General features: G+C 73.3%; 16 protein-coding genes. 12 read left to right on the forward strand and 4 right to left on the reverse strand.

Annotated features, from left to right (window positions below; genetic code table 11):
- The first annotated feature begins 28 nt into the window (after positions 1–28).
- The 8 genes from VR894_RS02395 to deoC all read left to right on the forward strand — a co-directional run bounded on the left by VR894_RS02395 (position 29) and on the right by deoC (position 7,939).
- Entirely contained in the window at positions 29–1,606 is a 1,578-nt protein-coding gene (locus tag VR894_RS02395; RefSeq protein ID WP_324649707.1) for an ABC transporter ATP-binding protein, read from the forward strand.
- Complete coding sequence (locus tag VR894_RS02400) at positions 1,603–2,907, forward strand: ABC transporter permease (RefSeq protein ID WP_416380789.1); 1,305 nt, start codon at positions 1,603–1,605, stop codon at positions 2,905–2,907. The genes VR894_RS02395 and VR894_RS02400 overlap by 4 nt, the downstream gene beginning before the upstream one ends.
- Positions 2,904–4,178 carry an ABC transporter permease gene (locus VR894_RS02405; protein WP_324649708.1) on the forward strand — a complete coding sequence of 425 codons (1,275 nt, stop codon included), beginning with the start codon at positions 2,904–2,906 and terminating at the stop codon, positions 4,176–4,178. The genes VR894_RS02400 and VR894_RS02405 overlap by 4 nt, the downstream gene beginning before the upstream one ends.
- Before the next feature lie 57 nt (positions 4,179–4,235).
- Entirely contained in the window at positions 4,236–4,643 is a 408-nt protein-coding gene (locus VR894_RS02410; RefSeq protein ID WP_324649709.1) for a cytidine deaminase, read from the forward strand.
- A gap of 127 nt (positions 4,644–4,770) precedes the next feature.
- Positions 4,771–6,057, forward strand: coding sequence for a thymidine phosphorylase (locus VR894_RS02415; protein WP_324649710.1), 1,287 nt, complete (start codon positions 4,771–4,773; stop codon positions 6,055–6,057).
- Between the two features lies 1 nt (position 6,058).
- A complete protein-coding gene (locus VR894_RS02420) occupies positions 6,059–6,955 on the forward strand; it encodes a hypothetical protein (RefSeq protein WP_324649711.1) in 897 nt (298 codons plus the stop codon).
- 67 nt (positions 6,956–7,022) lie between these two features.
- The gene (locus VR894_RS02425) at positions 7,023–7,247 is read left to right on the forward strand and encodes a hypothetical protein (protein ID WP_324649712.1); all 225 of its coding nucleotides are present in this window, start codon (positions 7,023–7,025) and stop codon (positions 7,245–7,247) included.
- 32 nt (positions 7,248–7,279) lie between these two features.
- On the forward strand, positions 7,280–7,939 hold the full coding sequence (gene deoC / locus VR894_RS02430; protein ID WP_324649713.1) for a deoxyribose-phosphate aldolase: 660 nt from the start codon (positions 7,280–7,282) through the stop codon (positions 7,937–7,939).
- Between the two features lie 82 nt (positions 7,940–8,021).
- Here the strand turns inward: deoC and VR894_RS02435 are convergent, their stop codons facing one another.
- Positions 8,022–8,657 carry an O-methyltransferase gene (locus VR894_RS02435; protein ID WP_324650040.1) on the reverse strand — a complete coding sequence of 212 codons (636 nt, stop codon included), beginning with the start codon at positions 8,655–8,657 and terminating at the stop codon, positions 8,022–8,024.
- Positions 8,658–8,799: 142 nt separating this feature from the next.
- Between VR894_RS02435 and sigE the strand changes: the two genes are divergently transcribed.
- Genes sigE through VR894_RS02455 form a run of 4 tightly spaced genes read left to right on the forward strand, consistent with a single transcriptional unit; the run spans position 8,800 to position 12,364 of the window.
- Entirely contained in the window at positions 8,800–9,351 is a 552-nt protein-coding gene (gene sigE, locus VR894_RS02440; RefSeq protein WP_324649714.1) for an RNA polymerase sigma factor SigE, read from the forward strand.
- A complete protein-coding gene (locus VR894_RS02445; RefSeq protein WP_324649715.1) occupies positions 9,348–10,193 on the forward strand; it encodes an anti-sigma factor in 846 nt (281 codons plus the stop codon). Before sigE ends, VR894_RS02445 begins: the two co-directional genes overlap by 4 nt.
- Before the next feature lie 38 nt (positions 10,194–10,231).
- The gene (locus VR894_RS02450; protein WP_324649716.1) at positions 10,232–12,022 is read left to right on the forward strand and encodes a trypsin-like peptidase domain-containing protein; all 1,791 of its coding nucleotides are present in this window, start codon (positions 10,232–10,234) and stop codon (positions 12,020–12,022) included.
- A gap of 21 nt (positions 12,023–12,043) precedes the next feature.
- Positions 12,044–12,364: a twin-arginine translocase TatA/TatE family subunit gene (locus tag VR894_RS02455; protein ID WP_324649717.1), complete on the forward strand. Its 321-nt coding sequence runs from the start codon at positions 12,044–12,046 to the stop codon at positions 12,362–12,364.
- A gap of 9 nt (positions 12,365–12,373) precedes the next feature.
- On the opposite strand, the gene VR894_RS02460 is transcribed toward VR894_RS02455, so the two are convergent.
- The 3 genes from VR894_RS02460 to VR894_RS02470 form a co-directional block, all read right to left on the reverse strand.
- Entirely contained in the window at positions 12,374–13,498 is a 1,125-nt protein-coding gene (locus VR894_RS02460; protein ID WP_324649718.1) for an Mrp/NBP35 family ATP-binding protein, read from the reverse strand.
- Positions 13,499–13,570: 72 nt separating this feature from the next.
- The gene (locus VR894_RS02465) at positions 13,571–14,065 is read right to left on the reverse strand and encodes a DUF1003 domain-containing protein (protein WP_324649719.1); all 495 of its coding nucleotides are present in this window, start codon (positions 14,063–14,065) and stop codon (positions 13,571–13,573) included.
- Positions 14,058–15,356, reverse strand: a complete 1,299-nt coding sequence (locus VR894_RS02470; RefSeq protein WP_324649720.1) for a magnesium transporter MgtE N-terminal domain-containing protein — start codon at positions 15,354–15,356, stop codon at positions 14,058–14,060. Before VR894_RS02470 ends, VR894_RS02465 begins: the two co-directional genes overlap by 8 nt.
- Between the last annotated feature and the right edge of the window lie 38 nt (positions 15,357–15,394).

The raw sequence follows: 15,394 nt of genomic DNA on the forward strand, positions 1-15,394 counted from the left end.
CCGCCTCACCCACCCATGGAGCAGCCCAGTGAAGCTCGAGCTTCGAGGCATCACCAAGCGCTTCGGCACCCTCGTCGCCAACGACGCCATCGACCTCGTCGTCGAGCCGGGGGAGATCCACGCGCTTCTCGGGGAGAACGGTGCCGGCAAGAGCACGTTGATGAACGTGCTCTACGGCCTGTACGACCCCGACGACGGCGAGATCCTCATCGACGGGGAGCCCGTGCGGTTCTCCGGCCCGGGCGACGCCGTCGCCGCCGGGATCGGGATGGTGCACCAGCACTTCATGCTCGTGCCCGTCTTCACCGTCGCCGAGTCCGTGTCCCTCGGGTACGAACCTGCCGGACCGCTGGGCATCATCGACCAGCGCACCGCCCGCAAGCGGGTCAAGGAGATCTCCGACCGCTTCGGCTTCGACGTCGACCCCGGCGCGGTCATCGAGGACCTCCCGGTAGGCGTCCAGCAGCGCGTCGAGATCATCAAGGCGCTCTCCCGTGACGCGAAGGTCCTCATCCTGGACGAGCCCACCGCGGTGCTCACGCCGCAGGAGACCGACGAGCTCATCGCGATCATGCGGCAGCTCAAGGCGGAGGGCACCTCCATCGTCTTCATCACCCACAAGCTGCGTGAGGTCCGCGCCATCGCCGACTCCATCACGGTCATCCGCCGCGGGAAGGTGGTCGGCGAGGCCAGCCCCACGTCCTCGGAGACCGAGCTCGCCTCCCTCATGGTGGGGCGCAGCGTGAGCATGGCGGTGGACAAGAGCCCGGCCCAGGCAGGCGAGGAGGCCCTCGTGCTGTCCGACCTCACCGTGCTGGACGGCAAGGGCAACGTCGCCGTCGACCGCGTCGACCTCACGGTGCGGCGGGGGGAGATCGTCGTCATTGCCGGCGTCCAGGGCAACGGGCAGACCGAGCTCACCGAGACGGTCCTCGGGCTCACCGACCCGCTGCACGGATCCATCCGCCTCGGCGACGAGGACGTCGTCGGGAGGAGCGTCAAGCAGCGCCTGCGGTCCGGGCTCGGGTTCATCCCCGAGGACCGGTCGACCAGCGGTGTGCTCTCCAGCTTCACGGTCGCGGAGAACTTCATCCTCGACGTCTACGACACCGCGCCCTACGCCCGGTGGGGGACCGTCCTGCCCGGCGTCGTCGAGCAGCACGCGCGCCAGCGGGCCGAGGAGTACGACGTCCGCCTCACCGACGTCAACGACCCGATCTCCACCCTGTCCGGCGGCAACCAGCAGAAGGTCGTCGTCGCCCGGGAGATGTCCCGGCCGCTGCGGGTGCTCGTCGCCTCGCAGCCCACCCGTGGCGTCGACGTCGGCTCCATCGAGTTCATCCACGAGCGGCTCGTCGCCGAACGTGACAACGGCACCGCCGTCCTGCTCGTGTCCAGCGAGCTCGACGAGGCGATGGCGCTCGCCGACCGCATCGCCGTCATGTACCGGGGCCGGATCGTCGGGATCGTCCCCGGGGACACCGACCGTGACGTCCTGGGCCTCATGATGGCCGGCGTCCCGCTGGACGAGGCCCGCGCCCAGTCAGCCGAGCACCGCACGGCCCTCGCCGCGGTGGACCACACGAGTGAGGAGACCGCGCCGTGAGCGAGGAGCAGATCCGGCGTCGGGAGGACCACCCGGGCGACGTGGTCGCCCAGGCCGAGGAGTCACCCGCGTCGGAGAAGCAGGTCCCCGAGAAGGCCCCGGCCGGGAGGACCGCGCAGGTCGTCCGGGACATCCTCTCCGGCAGCTGGCTCGTCACGGTGCTGGCGATCGTCGTCGCGCTGGCCCTCAGCGCGGTGCTCATCGCCGCGGCCGACACCCGGGTCCAGGACTCGGCCGGCTACTTCTTCAGCCGGCCGGGTGACCTGCTCACGGCCGCCTGGGAGGCGATCTCCGCCTCCTACAACGCGCTGTTCCGCGGGGCGGTGTTCGACTACCAGGCAGAGACGTTCGCCCGCGCGATCCGGCCCCTGACGGAGACGATGGTCTTCTCCGTGCCCCTCGTCTTCACCGGCCTGGGCATCGCGATCGCCTTCCGCGCAGGCATGTTCAACATCGGTGGCCAGGGACAGATCATCTTCGGCGCCATCGTCGGCGGCTACGTGGGCTTCACCTTCACCCTCCCCGTCGTCCTGCACGTCGTCCTCGCGATCATCGGCGCCGCCCTCGGCGGGGCCTTCTACGGCGGGATCGCCGGCGTCCTCAAGGCCAGGACGGGCGCCAACGAGGTGATCGTCACGATCATGCTCAACAACATCGCCGTCTTCTTCATCGGCTGGCTGCTCACCCAGCCCGCCTTCCAGCAGGGTGGGTCCGCCCTGCCGCGGTCGCCCTACGTGAGGGACACCGCCCTCTACCCCCTGCTGCTCGGTGAGGGCTTCCGGCTCCACTTCGGTTTCATCCTCATGCTCGCCGTCACCGTGGCCGTGTGGTGGCTCGTGGAGCGCTCGACCTTCGGCTTCGAGCTGCGTGCAGTCGGCGCCAACCAGGAGGCCGCCCGCACCGCGGGGGTCTCGGTCGGCAAGGTCATCATCGTCGCGATGGTCGTCGCGGGTGCCCTGTCCGGCCTCGGCGGCTCCGCGCAGGTGCTGGGCACCGAGCAGCTACTCACCGCGGGGGTGGCGGCCAGCTACGGGTTCGACGCGATCACGGTCGCGCTGCTGGGCCGGGCGCGTGCGTGGGGGACGCTCGCCGCCGGGCTGCTCTTCGGGGCGCTCAAGGCCGGTGGCTTCCTCATGCAGTCGACCACGGAGACGCCGATCGACATCATCCTCGTCGTCCAGTCGATCATCGTGCTGCTCATCGCCGCACCCCCACTCGTCCGAGCGATCTTCCGCCTGCCGGCGCCCCAGCGGGCGCGGCGCAGCTCCTCGGTGCTCGTTGCGAAGGAGGTCGCGGCATGAGCCAGACGACGACGACCCGCGAGAAGTCGCAGGTGATCGTGCCCCCGGTGAAGTGGCGCGTGCCCGGCTTCATGATCGTGTTCACCCTCATCGCCCTCCTCGGCTTCGTGCTGTTCGCCGAGTCCGGGACGGTCACCACGTTCCGCACCGCCACGGGCGGGGAGGCCGCGGAGCTGCCCAACACCGCGGTGCCGACCGTGCCGGCGCTGTGGGTGCTCACGCTTCTCATGGCAGCCCTCGCGGCCTACGCCACGATGCGGGCCGTCCGCCGGGAGGACGTGGGCTGGTGGCCCCCGGCCGCCTTCGGCGCCGCCTTCGTCATCGCCTTCCTCACCTGGGTGGGGGCGGACGGGACGATCCCGCTGACCTCGCTGCTCATCGGCGGCCTGGCGCTGTCCGTGCCGCTCGTCTTCGGTGCGCTGTCCGGCGTCATGTGCGAGCGCTCCGGTGTCATCAACATCGCGATCGAGGGCCAGCTCCTCGCCGGAGCCTTCCTCGCCGCGGTCGTCGCCTCCGTGGCGGGCAACCCCTACGTGGGCGTGATCGCGGCGCCGATCGCCGGCGCGCTCGTCGGCGTGCTGCTCGTCTTCTTCAGCGTCAAGTACTGGGTCGACCAGATCATCGTCGGTGTCGTCCTCAACGTCCTGGTGCTGGGCCTGACGACGTTCTTCTTCTCCACGGTGCTCTCGGACAACCCCGGGCTCAACCAGCGGTTCCGGCTGCCCGACCTCCCGGTGCCGCTGCTGTCGGACATCCCGATCATCGGGCCCGTGCTGTTCAACCAGAACATCCTCGTCTACCTCATGTACGCGGCGATCATCCTGCTGCAGGTCATGCTGTTCCGCAGCAGGTGGGGCCTGCGGGTGCGCGCGGTCGGTGAGCACCCCAAGGCGGCGGACACCGTCGGCATCAACGTCATCCGCACCCGGTGGGTCACCCCCATCCTCGGCAGCGCGCTCGCCGGGCTCGGCGGGGCGTTCTTCACGGTCGGCTCCGGGCTCGCGTTCGGTCGGGACATGTCGGCGGGCAACGGCTTCATCGCCCTCGCGGCGATGATCCTCGGCCGCTGGAACCCCCTCGGGGCGATGGCGGCGGCCCTGCTGTTCGGCCTGTCCCGCAACCTCGCGAACATGCTGAGCACGATGGGCGGCTCCGGGATCCCCGGAGAGTTCCTGCTCATGCTGCCGTACGTCATCACGATCTTCGCGGTGGCCGGGTTCGTCGGTCGCGTCCGCGCCCCCGCCGCGGAGAACAAGCCCTACGTCAAGTAGCCCCGCCACGAGCTCCCGTCGGGCGCCGACAGCCGGGCCCCGAGGGAAGGAGACGCCATGATCGACGACGCCACCTGGGAGCGGCTGCGCGAGCTGGCACGCGGCATGCTCCCGAGTGCCTACGTCCCGTACTCCCACTACCCGGTGGGGGCGGCCGCGCTGGTCGACGACGGCCGCACCGTCGTCGGCTGCAACGTGGAGAACGCCTCCTACGGCATCGGGCTGTGCGCCGAGTGCGGCCTGGTCTCGGCGCTCCACGCCAGCGGTGGGGGGCGGCTGGTCGCCTTCACCTGCGTCGACGGCGAGGGCACCGTCATCGTGCCCTGCGGCCGGTGCCGTCAGCTCCTGTGGGAGCACGGGGGCCCGGACCTGCTCGTCGAGACACCGAGCGGGATCCACCCGATGACGGAAGTGCTCCCCGAGGCGTTCGGCCCCGACCACCTCGACGGCTGGGCGCGGCGCTGAGCCACGTCGTCGCCCCCGGCGGGCCGGCCGGGGCGAGCGCCCCTCACGACCGGTAGTCCCGGCGCGACCGCCCGGGCACGCGAGTCGTGCCCCGGTCCGGGAGCCGGGACACGCCTACAGTGGGGTCATGACAGAAGCCTTCGACGTCGTCGACCTCATCCGGACCAAGCGCGACGGCGGTGCCCTGGCCCCGGCCGAGATCGACTGGGTGATCGACGCCTACACCCGCGGCGCCGTCGCCGACGAGCAGATGTCGGCCCTGGCGATGGCCGTCTTCCTGCGCGGGATGGACCGGGACGAGATCGCCCGGTGGACCCGGGCGATGATCGCCTCCGGCAGTCGGATGGACTTCTCGGGCCTGAGCCGCCCCACGTCGGACAAGCACTCCACCGGGGGCGTCGGCGACAAGATCACCCTCCCGCTCGCCCCGCTCGTCGCCGTCTTCGACGTCGCCGTGCCCCAGCTGTCGGGACGCGGCCTGGGCCACACCGGCGGCACCCTCGACAAGCTCGAGGCGATCCCCGGCTGGCAGGCAGACCTGGGCAACGACGCCATCCTGCGCCAGCTCGAGGACGTCGGAGCCGTCATCTGCGCCGCCGGCAGCGGGCTCGCCCCTGCCGACAAGAAGCTCTACGCGCTGCGCGACACGACCGGGACGGTCGAGGCCATCCCCCTCATCGCCTCCTCGATCATGAGCAAGAAGATCGCCGAGGGCACCGACTCCCTCGTGCTGGACGTCAAGGTCGGCTCCGGCGCCTTCATGAAGGACCTCGACGCCGCGCGCGAGCTGGCGCGCACCATGGTGGCCCTCGGCAGCGACGCCGGCGTGCGCACGACGGCCCTGCTCACCGACATGTCCACGCCACTCGGCCTCACCGCCGGCAACGGGCTGGAGGTGCGCGAGTCGGTCGAGGTGCTGGCCGGCGGGGGACCGCAGGACGTCGTCGACCTCACCGTCGCCCTCGCACGGGAGATGCTCGACGCCGCGGGCCGCACCGACGCCGACCCGCGCGCCGCGCTCGCCGACGGCCGGGCCATGGACGTGTGGCGGCGGATGATCAGCGCCCAGGGTGGTGACCCGGACGCCGAGCTGCCCACGGCCAAGGAGACCGAGACCGTCACGGCTCAGTCCGACGGTGTGCTCAGCCGGCTCGACGCCTACGCGGTCGGTGTGTGCGCGTGGCGGCTCGGGGCCGGGCGGGCGCGGCAGGGCGACGCCGTCCAGGCCGCCGCGGGCGTCGAGCTGCACGCCAAGCCGGGGGAGACCGTCCGGGCGGGCCAGCCGCTGCTCACCATGCACACCGACACGCCCGAGCGGTTCGAGCGGGCCCGGCAGGCCCTCGAGGGCGGCATCGACGTCGGCGGCGACGGCGTGGAGCGCGGTGACGTCGTGATCGAGAAGATTGCGGGCTGAGATGGCGACGTCCTCCTGGCACCGCTGGCAGCTGACGGCCCCGCTCGCGGCACTGAGCCGACCGGTGCGCGCCACCCGCGTCCGGTCCGCCACGGTCCCGACGGGCCCGGCTGCTGCGTCGGGCGCACCGGGGGTTGGACCAGCCACGGCGCACACCGCTCCGGGACCGAGTGCTGCGGCCGGGGCCGAGACGGCGGTCGGCGGCCCGACAGCGGTCGGGCGCCCCGGTGCGCAGCGCGACGACGGTCTCCCGGTGCTCCTCGGCGAGGCCCGGGCGCGCCAGGTCGACGGCACGACCTGCGGGTCCGCGGTGCTCGTCATGCTGGCGGCCACCGGGGACCCTGCGCTCGCGGAGTGGCTCGAGACCGGCCGGCTGCCCGAGGGGCACCGCCCTCCCGAGGTGCCCGCCGGGGAGGTCGGTGCCGAGGCGGCGGACCGCTTCGCGGCGGCGCAGCGCGAGGTCAAGCGCGCGACCGGCCGCCGTGCCCTCGGCCCCCTGCCGTGGCCCGCTGCCCTCGGGACGCCCCCGTGGACCGCCGCCCGGGCGGCTCGCTTCCCCGGCGTGCGGTACCGCGTCCGCCCGGTCGACGACTCGGCCGCCGACGCGCCTGCGATCCTCGGCCTGGTCGAGTCCGCGAACCGACGAGGACTGCCCGTCCCGCTGTACGTGGGCGGGGACCTGCGCGGAGGAGTGGCGCACGCCGTCCCCCGACACGTCGTCCTCGCGGTGCCACCCGCGCCCGGCGCGGCGCTCCCCGGCACCCTGCACCTGTACGAGCCGGCCGCCGGCTCGGTCTACTCGGTGCCGACCGCGGACCTCCTGAACCGCACGACCCCGCACCCCGCGCTCGGCGGCTGGACGCACGTCATGGCAGCACTGCTGCCGGTGCCCGCCTGACCTGCACCCGGGCCGGGAACGGGCCACACTGGGTAGGCCCGGACAGCCGACTGGACAGGACGTGACCATGAGCATCCCGCCCGACTCGACGAGTGCACGCGAGACCGATGTGCCGGAGGACCCCGAGGAGGCCGTCGCGGCCCTCGACCCGGGAACCGGCGAGGACTACGGGCCGCCGGAGGTCGTCGACCCGGACCGTGAGGCGAACGAGGCCGACCAGGCCGAGCAGGTCATCGAGGTGCCGCTGGTCGACGATCCCGAGGACGACGGCGACGAGCTCCCGCCCCGATAGGCTCGAGCCACCGACCCCAGGAGGACAGCCCCATGACCGCACGTCACGACGTCGCCCAGCTCATCGACCACACCCTGCTCAAGCCCGAGGCGACGAGGGAGCAGGTCGCGGCTCTCGTGGCCGAGGCGCAGGAGCTGGGGGTCCTCGCGGTCTGCGTCTCACCCTCCGTGCTTCCGCTGGACGACGCCGAGGGGCTCGTCGTCGCCACCGTGTGCGGCTTCCCCTCGGGTGCGCACCACAGCGACGTCAAGGCCGCCGAGGCCGCGCAGGCGGTGCGTGACGGGGCCGCCGAGGTCGACATGGTCATCAACCTGGGAGCGGCCCGCGAGGGGAACTGGGCGGCCGTCGAGGCCGACATCGCGGCCGTGCGTGCGGCTGCCCCCTCGCCCACCGTCCTCAAGGTCATCATCGAGTCCGCCGCCCTGGACGACGAGCAGATCATCGCCGCGTGCCGCGCCTCCGAGGCCGCCGGCGCCGACTTCGTCAAGACGTCCACCGGCTTCCACCCGACGGGCGGGGCGAGCGTGCACGCCGTCGAGATCATGGCGCGCACCGTCGGCGGGCGCCTGGGCGTCAAGGCCTCGGGCGGCATCCGCGACGCCGCGGCAGCGCAGGCGATGATCGACGCCGGCGCCACCCGGCTGGGCCTGTCCGGCTCCGCGAGCGTCCTCGACGGCTTCGGGGAGTCCTGAGCCACCGCCCCGCAACAACTCCGCTCTCGGCGACGAACGCCCCGCAACAACTCCGCTCTCGGCGACGAAGGGGGACCTGCGGTCAGCTGCGGCGGACGGCCGCGAGGAGGCCGGCGCCGCTGGGCAGCAGCGCACTGGTGAGCCGCTCGTCGGCCCGCACCGACTTGCCGAGCTCGCGCATCGCCACGGTCGACTCGTCGCGCCGCGCGGGGTCGGCGACGCGGTCGTACCAGAGCGTGTTGGTCACGGCGACCACCCCACCCACGCGAAGCATGCGGACGGCCTGCTGGACGTAGTCCGCGGCCTCCGCCGGGTCGGCGTCGACGAGCACGAGGTCGTAGGCGCCGTCGGCCATCCGCGGCAGCACGTCCATGGCACGGCCGGAGATGAGGCGGGTACGGGCGGACTTCACGCCGGCGGCGGTGAAGGCCTCCCGGGCGGCGCGCTGGTAGTCGGTGTCGACGTCGATCGTCGTCAGGACGCCGTCCGGGCTCATGCCGCCCAGCAGCCAGAGCCCGCTCACGCCGGTCCCGGTCCCGATCTCGACGACGGCGCGCGCCCGGACCGCGGCGGCGAGCAGACGGAGCGCGGCGCCGGTCCCGGCACTCACGGCCGTGGCGCCGAGCTCCTCGCTCCGGCGGCGAGCGGCGACGACGACGTCGTCCTCGGGGATGAACTCCTCGGTGTACGCCCAGCTGAGGGCCTTCTCGGCAGCGATGGTGGTGCCTCCCGTTGCTCGGCGCCCGCGTGGACGGCGGTGGACTGCCCCTGATCGTAGCGGTGCGACGGGATCGCGGCTCCCAGGTCGTCCTCAGGTTCGCCTCGTATCCTGGGAGCACCACCGCAGGGGAGACGGCCTCATGACGACGCACGACGAGACCACCTGGACGGCGCCGTCCTGGGAGGAGATCGTGCGCGACCACTCCGGGCGGGTCTACCGGCTCGCCTACCGGCTCACCGGCAACAAGGCCGACGCGGAGGACCTCACCCAGGAGACCTTCATCCGGGTGTTCCGCTCGCTGAACTCCTACCGCCCGGGCTCCTTCGAGGGCTGGATCCACCGCATCACCACCAACCTCTTCCTCGACGGTGCGCGCAAGCGTTCCCGGGTGCGCCTCACCCACCTCGGGGAGCACGCCGAGCAGCTGCCCGCCCCGCACGAGCAGCACGACCTCCACCGCCGGTTCGAGCACGAGAACCTCGACTCCGACATCCAGGCGGCGCTGGACGCGCTGCCGCCCCGCTACCGCGTCGCCGTCGTCCTGTGCGACGTCGAGGGGCTGTCCTACGAGGAGATCGCCGCGACGCTGGGGATCAAGATGGGCACGGTGCGCTCCCGAATCCACCGCGGACGGGCGATGCTGCGCGACCGGCTGGGGCACCTGCGCCCGGCGAGCGAGGTGGTCCGGTGAGCCACCTCGGGTCACGGGTCGCCGCCCTCGTCGACGGGCAGCTGCCGGCAGCCGAGGCCGAGGTCCTGCTCGCCCACACGGCCACCTGCTCGCGGTGCGCGTGGCTGCTGGCACAGGAGCGCAGGTCCCGGACGGTGCTCAGCGGCGCCGGGGACGTCCACCCCGACCCCCAGCTGACCGCCCGCCTGCTCGCCCTGTCGCCGCCACCGGAGGAGCGACCGAGCGGTCGACGGTGGGCGCTCCTCGCCGGCGCAGGCGTGGGCGCAGCGGCCGGGGCCGCCGCCATCGGGCTCGTCGTCGTCGGCAGCGCGGCGGAGCCGAGCACCGACCCGCACGCGATCCTCGACGCCGTCAGCGGCCAGGCCGGTGAGCGCCCGGCCGGGCTGCCCGAGGGACTGGGGACCGAGGAGGCGAGCGCCGACATCGTCGCCTGGCTGGCCGCCGAGGGGTGGAGCACGCCGGAGGCGCTGCCGCACGGGATGCGGGTGGTCGACGTGGAGGTCTACGACACCGAGTCCGGCGAGGTGCTCGAGGTGGAGGTCGCCGGGGCGATGGCCCACGTGCGGATGCTCCAGCAGCGCGGCGTGATGACGTCCGAGGTCGGCACGGAGCTGCGGACCGAGCTGGCGTCGACCCGACCGGACGCCATGGCGATGTCCACGGGTGTGCACGACGTCGCGCTGCAGAGCGAGGACTGCGTCGTCGTCGTGCTGGCCGCACCGGACGACGCGCCGTACAGTGACGCGATCCTCGACGCGCTGCCGGCCGGGGAGTTCGACACGTCCGTGGCCGCGCGCCTGGCGCGCGGCTGGCACGCCGTGACGGAGTGGTCGCAGGGCTGAGCCTGCCGGCCACCCTGGACCTGGAGGAGACTGTGGTCATGAACGAGCGACCCGGCGAGCACGAGCCCGGCTACCCGCCCTCACCCGCACCCCGGACCGAGCCCTACAGCAGCGACGACCCGCTCGCGACTGCGGCCGCGGAGGGCGCGGACGCGCCGGGCACGCCGTCCGGGGCCACCGGGGGCGCGACCCGGCCGCTCCCGGGCACCGCGACGCCACCCGGGGCCGCCGACGACGCGACCCGTCCGCTCCCGGCCACCGCGACGGCCGACGGGGCCGCCGACGGCGTCACCCGGCCGTTCTCGGGCACCCGTACGTCATGGGGGCAGCAGGACGGCCCCGCGGTGCCCGGGGGACGGGACGACGTCCCCTCCGGCCCGCTGGCCCGGGCCGGCGGCTCAGCGCCCGGGCAGGCCTGGTACGGGGGCTCGGGCCGGGACGGCGGGCTCACGGCGCAGCAGGGCCGGGACGCTCCCGCGCGGCACGGCCAGCACGCGACCGACGCGTCACGTCCGGCAGCGGCCGGCCTGCCGTGGTCGTCGCCCGGTCCGTCCGGTGACGGGACCCCGCACTACCCGCCGTCCTCCCCGCCCGCGGAGTTCACGACGAGCGGTGGCTCGGCGGCCTCGCCGGCCGCCGAGCCGTACGCATGGCGCGACCCCGCGGCGCGGCCGTGGCAGAGCCCGGCCGGCTACCCGCCGCCCCCGGAGGACCGGGCCGTTCGGGACCGGCGCACGCGGCGCCGCACGGTGGGCCTCGGCGTCGTCGTCCTCCTCGTCCTCGTCTCCCTCCTCGGAGGGGTCGTCCTCGGCGCGCTGGGGGCACGCGCCCTGTGGCCGACCACGACATCGGGTGCGCTGCCGGCCCCGGCCAACCCCGCGTCGACGGTGCGGGCGCCGGACTCCGTCGCCGGGATCGCTGCCGCCGCCCTGGACAGCACCGTGTTCATCGAGGTGCGGGGCGGGGGGAGCGGGTCCAGCGGCAGCGGGATGGTGCTGCGCGAGGACGGGTACGTCGTCACCAACAACCACGTCATCGACGCTGCCGGTGACGGTGACGGCGAGGTGAGCGTCACCTTCGCCGACGGTGCGCAGGAGCGTGCCGACATCGTCGGCCGCACCGCGGACTACGACCTCGCCGTCCTCAAGGTCGACCGCGACGGCCTCACACCGCTTCCGCTCGCCGACTCCGACGCCGTCGTCGTCGGGGACCCGGTCGTCGCCGTCGGCGCCCCGCTGGGTCTGGAGGGCACGGTCACGAGCGGGATCATCTCCGCGCTCAACCGGCCCGTGCAGGCCGGCGGCTCGAGCGAGGGCACCTCGTTCATCAACGCGATCCAGACCGACGCGGCGATCAACCCCGGCAACTCCGGCGGGCCGCTCATCAACACGGCCGGGGAGGTCATCGGCATCAACACGGCGATCGCCCAGGCCGGCGGCCAGCCGACGGGCAGCATCGGGCTCGGGTTCGCGATCCCGTCCAACCAGGTGCGCCGGACCGCGGAGCAGCTCATCGAGACGGGACGCGCCACCTACCCGGTCATCGGCGTCGCGCTCGACACGCGCTACCAGGGCGAGGGCGTCCAGGTGCTCGAGGACGGCGCCGCGGACACCCCGGCCGTCACGCCCGACGGGCCGGGGGCCGAGGCCGGGATCGAGCCGGGGGACGTCATCACGCACTTCGACGGGCAGCCGGTGACGTCGCCCTCCGAGCTCATCGTCGCCGTGCGGTCACGGGCGCCGGGGGACACGGTCGTGCTCACCGTCCGCTCCGACGACGGGCAGGAGCGTGAGGTCGAGGTCGTCCTCGACGAGGCCGGCAGCGAGTAGCGCTCGGCCTATCCTGGGAGCGTGCCGATCAACGGGTCCGAGCTTGCGGTCATCGCCCTGCTGGCGATCGTCCTCATCGGTCCCGAGCGCCTGCCGCAGTACGCCGAGCAGCTCGGGAGACTGGTGCGGAACCTGCGCCGGTTGTCCACGGACACCTCCGAGCGGGTCCGCGCGGAGCTCGGGCCGGAGCTCGACGACCTCGACCTCAAGTCCCTCGACCCGCGCCAGTACGACCCGCGCCGGATCGTGCGCGACGCGCTGCGCGAGGAGCCCGGGACGCGGCCGAGGTCGGCGCCCCGGGCACCGGCCGGGCGGGCGCCCTTCGACGACGAGGCGACGTGAGGTCCCGCGTCAGAGCGGGCTGATCCCCAGCGAGCGACCGGCCAGCCCACGTGCTCGGCGGCTGAGACCGGCGGCGATGTCGCGCAGCACCTGCGCAGCGGCGGAGGAGTCGGTCCGCACGAACGGCACGCCGGAGTCCCCGCCCTCGCGGAGCTTGATGTCCAGCGGCACCTGCCCGAGCAGCGGGACGTCGTAGCCGAGACCGGCGCTGAGGTTGTCCGCGACCATCTGGCCGCCGCCGGAGCCGAACAGCTCCACCCGCTGGCCGTCCGGCTGCTCCAGCCACGACATGTTCTCGATGACGCCGACGACGTGCTGGTTGGTCTGCCCGGCCAGCGACCCGGCGCGCTCGGCGACCTCGGCCGCCGCCGTCTGCGGAGTCGTGACGACGAGCAGCTCGGCGTTCGGGAGCAGCTGGCCGACCGAGATCGCGATGTCACCGGTCCCGGGCGGGAGGTCGAGGAGCAGGACGTCGAGGTCGCCCCAGAACACGTCGGCGAGGAACTGCTGCAGGGCCCGGTGCAGCATGGGGCCGCGCCACACGATCGGGCGGCCGGGAGGGGCGAACATGCCGATCGAGATGACCTTCACGTCACCGGCGACCGGCGGCAGAATCATGTCGTCGACCTTGGTGGGGGAGTGCTCCACCCCGAGCATGCGGGGGATGGAGAAACCGTAGATGTCGGCGTCGACGACCCCGACCTTGAGGCCGTCGGCAGCCATGGCCGCCGCGAGGTTGGCGGTCACCGAGGACTTGCCCACGCCGCCCTTGCCGGAGGTCACGGCGTACACACGGGTGAGGTTGCCGGGCTCGGAGAAGGGGATGGTGGGCTCGGCGACGCCGCCGCGCAGCTGGGAGCGCAGCGCCTTGCGCTGCTCCTCGCTCATGACCCCCATGTCGACGCGGACGTCGGCGACGCCCTCGACGCGCTGGGCGGCCGCGGTGACGTCCTTGGTGATGGTCGAGCGCAGCGGGCACCCGGCGGTGGTGAGGTCGATCCCGACGACGACGTCACCGGCGCCGGCGACCTCCACGGAGCGGACCATCCCGAGCTCGGTGATGGGGCGGCGGATCTCGGGGTCGAGGACCTTCTCCAGCTCGCTGCGGATCGCTTCGACGGTAGGGGCACTCATGCCTCCCATGGTAGGTGGCCGGTGCGCCGGGTCCCAGCGGCCCTAGGTCCGTGTGACCGGAGCCACCACGGGCTAGCGCCGGCTGCGCTCCTCGTCCTCGTCGCGCAGCTCCTCGAGCACGCTGCGCAGCTCGGAGCGGACGAAGTCGCGGGTGGCCACGTCCCCCAGGGCCAGGCGCAGCGCCGCCAGCTCGCGGGCGAGGTACTCGGTGTCGGCGAGGTTGCGCTCGGCCCGCTGACGGTCCTGCTCGGCGGTCACCCGGTCCCGGTCGTCCTGCCGGTTCTGCGCGAGCAGGATGAGGGGCGCGGCGTAGGACGCCTGGAGGGAGAGCATGAGCGTGAGAGCGGTGAAGCCGAGCGCCGCGGAGTCGAAGCGCAGGCTCTCCGGGGCCCAGGTGTTCCACGCGAGCCACACGATGACGAACGCCGAGAGGTAGACGAGGAAGCGCGGCGTGCCCGTGAACCGGGCGATGCCCTCGGCGGCGCTGCCGACGACCTCGGAGTCGACCTGCGGCCGGCGCAGCCAACGCCGGCGGGTGGGCAGGGGGGTGTCGAGCCGCTCAGCCATGGGCACTCCTCGTCATCGCGATGTCGGTCGCCTCGTTGTCGGCGTCGCGCCAGTCCTCGGGAAGCAGGTGGTCGAGGACGTCGTCGACGCTGATGGCCCCCAGGAGGCGGCGCTCCTCGTCGACGACGGGGAGCGCGGTGAGGTTGTAGGTCGCCAGCAGGCGGGTGATCTTGCCGATGTCCGCGTGCGGTCCCACGGTCTCGATGTCGGTGTCGAGCATCGAGCCGAGCTGGGCGCTGGGTGGCTCGCGCAGCGCGCGCTGGATGTGGACGACGCCGAGCAGGCGGCCCGAGGGCGTCTCCAGCGGGGGCCGGACGACGAAGATCATCGTCGCCAGCGCGGGTGTGACGTCCACCCGGCGGGCGCTGGCCAGGGCGACGGCGACCGTCGACTCGGGGGGCAGGATGAGCGGCTCGGTCGTCATGAGGCCGCCGGCCGCTCGTTCGTCGTAGGCGATGAGGCGACGCACGTCCTCGGCCTCCTCCGGCTCCATGAGCTCGAGGAGGGAGCGGGCGACGTCGGGCGGCAGCTCGTTGACGAGGTCGGCGGCGTCGTCGGGCTGCATGACGTCCAGGACGGCGGCGGCCCGGTCGGCGTCGAGCCCGGACACGATGGCGACCCGGTCGTCCTCGCTCAGCTCCTCCAGGACGTCGGCCAGTCGGTCGTCGCCCAGCTCGGCCGCGACCTCGATCTGCCGGTCCGGGGGCAGGTCGTGCAGGACGTCGGCGACGTCGGCGGGCTTGAGGTCCTCCATGGTGGACAGCAGCGTGGTCGCGGGCTGCGGCCCTGCGTCACCGGCGAGGTCGACGACGTCCTGCACGTCGACGATGAGCTGCTCCCCCCGCCGGCGGCGCAGGCCGCGCCCAGCGGTGCTCCGCTCGACGAAGAGCTGGGTGACCAGCCAGTCGCGGTTGCGCTGCTGCTCGATGGCGACGTCGGTGATGAGGACCCGCCCGCTCCCGTCGGCCAGCGGGACCTTCCGGTCGACGAGCTGGCCGATGACCAGCGTCTCGCTCGCCCGCTGGGTGAAGCGGCGGATGTTGAGGAGTCCGGTGGTGATGACGGCACCGGTGGCGATGCTCACGACCCGGGTGATCGGCAGGAACACCCGACGCTTGCCGGGGACCTCGACGACGAACCCGACGGCGCGGGGAGGGGCGGACGTGCGCAGCAGGACGACGACGTCGTGTACTTTGCCGACCTGGTCACCGAGGGGGTCGAAGACGTTCGTCCCCGCCAGTCGGCCCACGAAGACCCTGCTGATCGCGCTCCTGCTCACCGGTGTGCTCACGTCGGCAAGCCTATGAGCAACGGTGCGCCCCCGCCGGA

It is taken from the genome of Georgenia sp. H159 (assembly GCF_035607575.1).
GTDB lineage: Bacteria > Actinomycetota > Actinomycetes > Actinomycetales > Actinomycetaceae > Oceanitalea.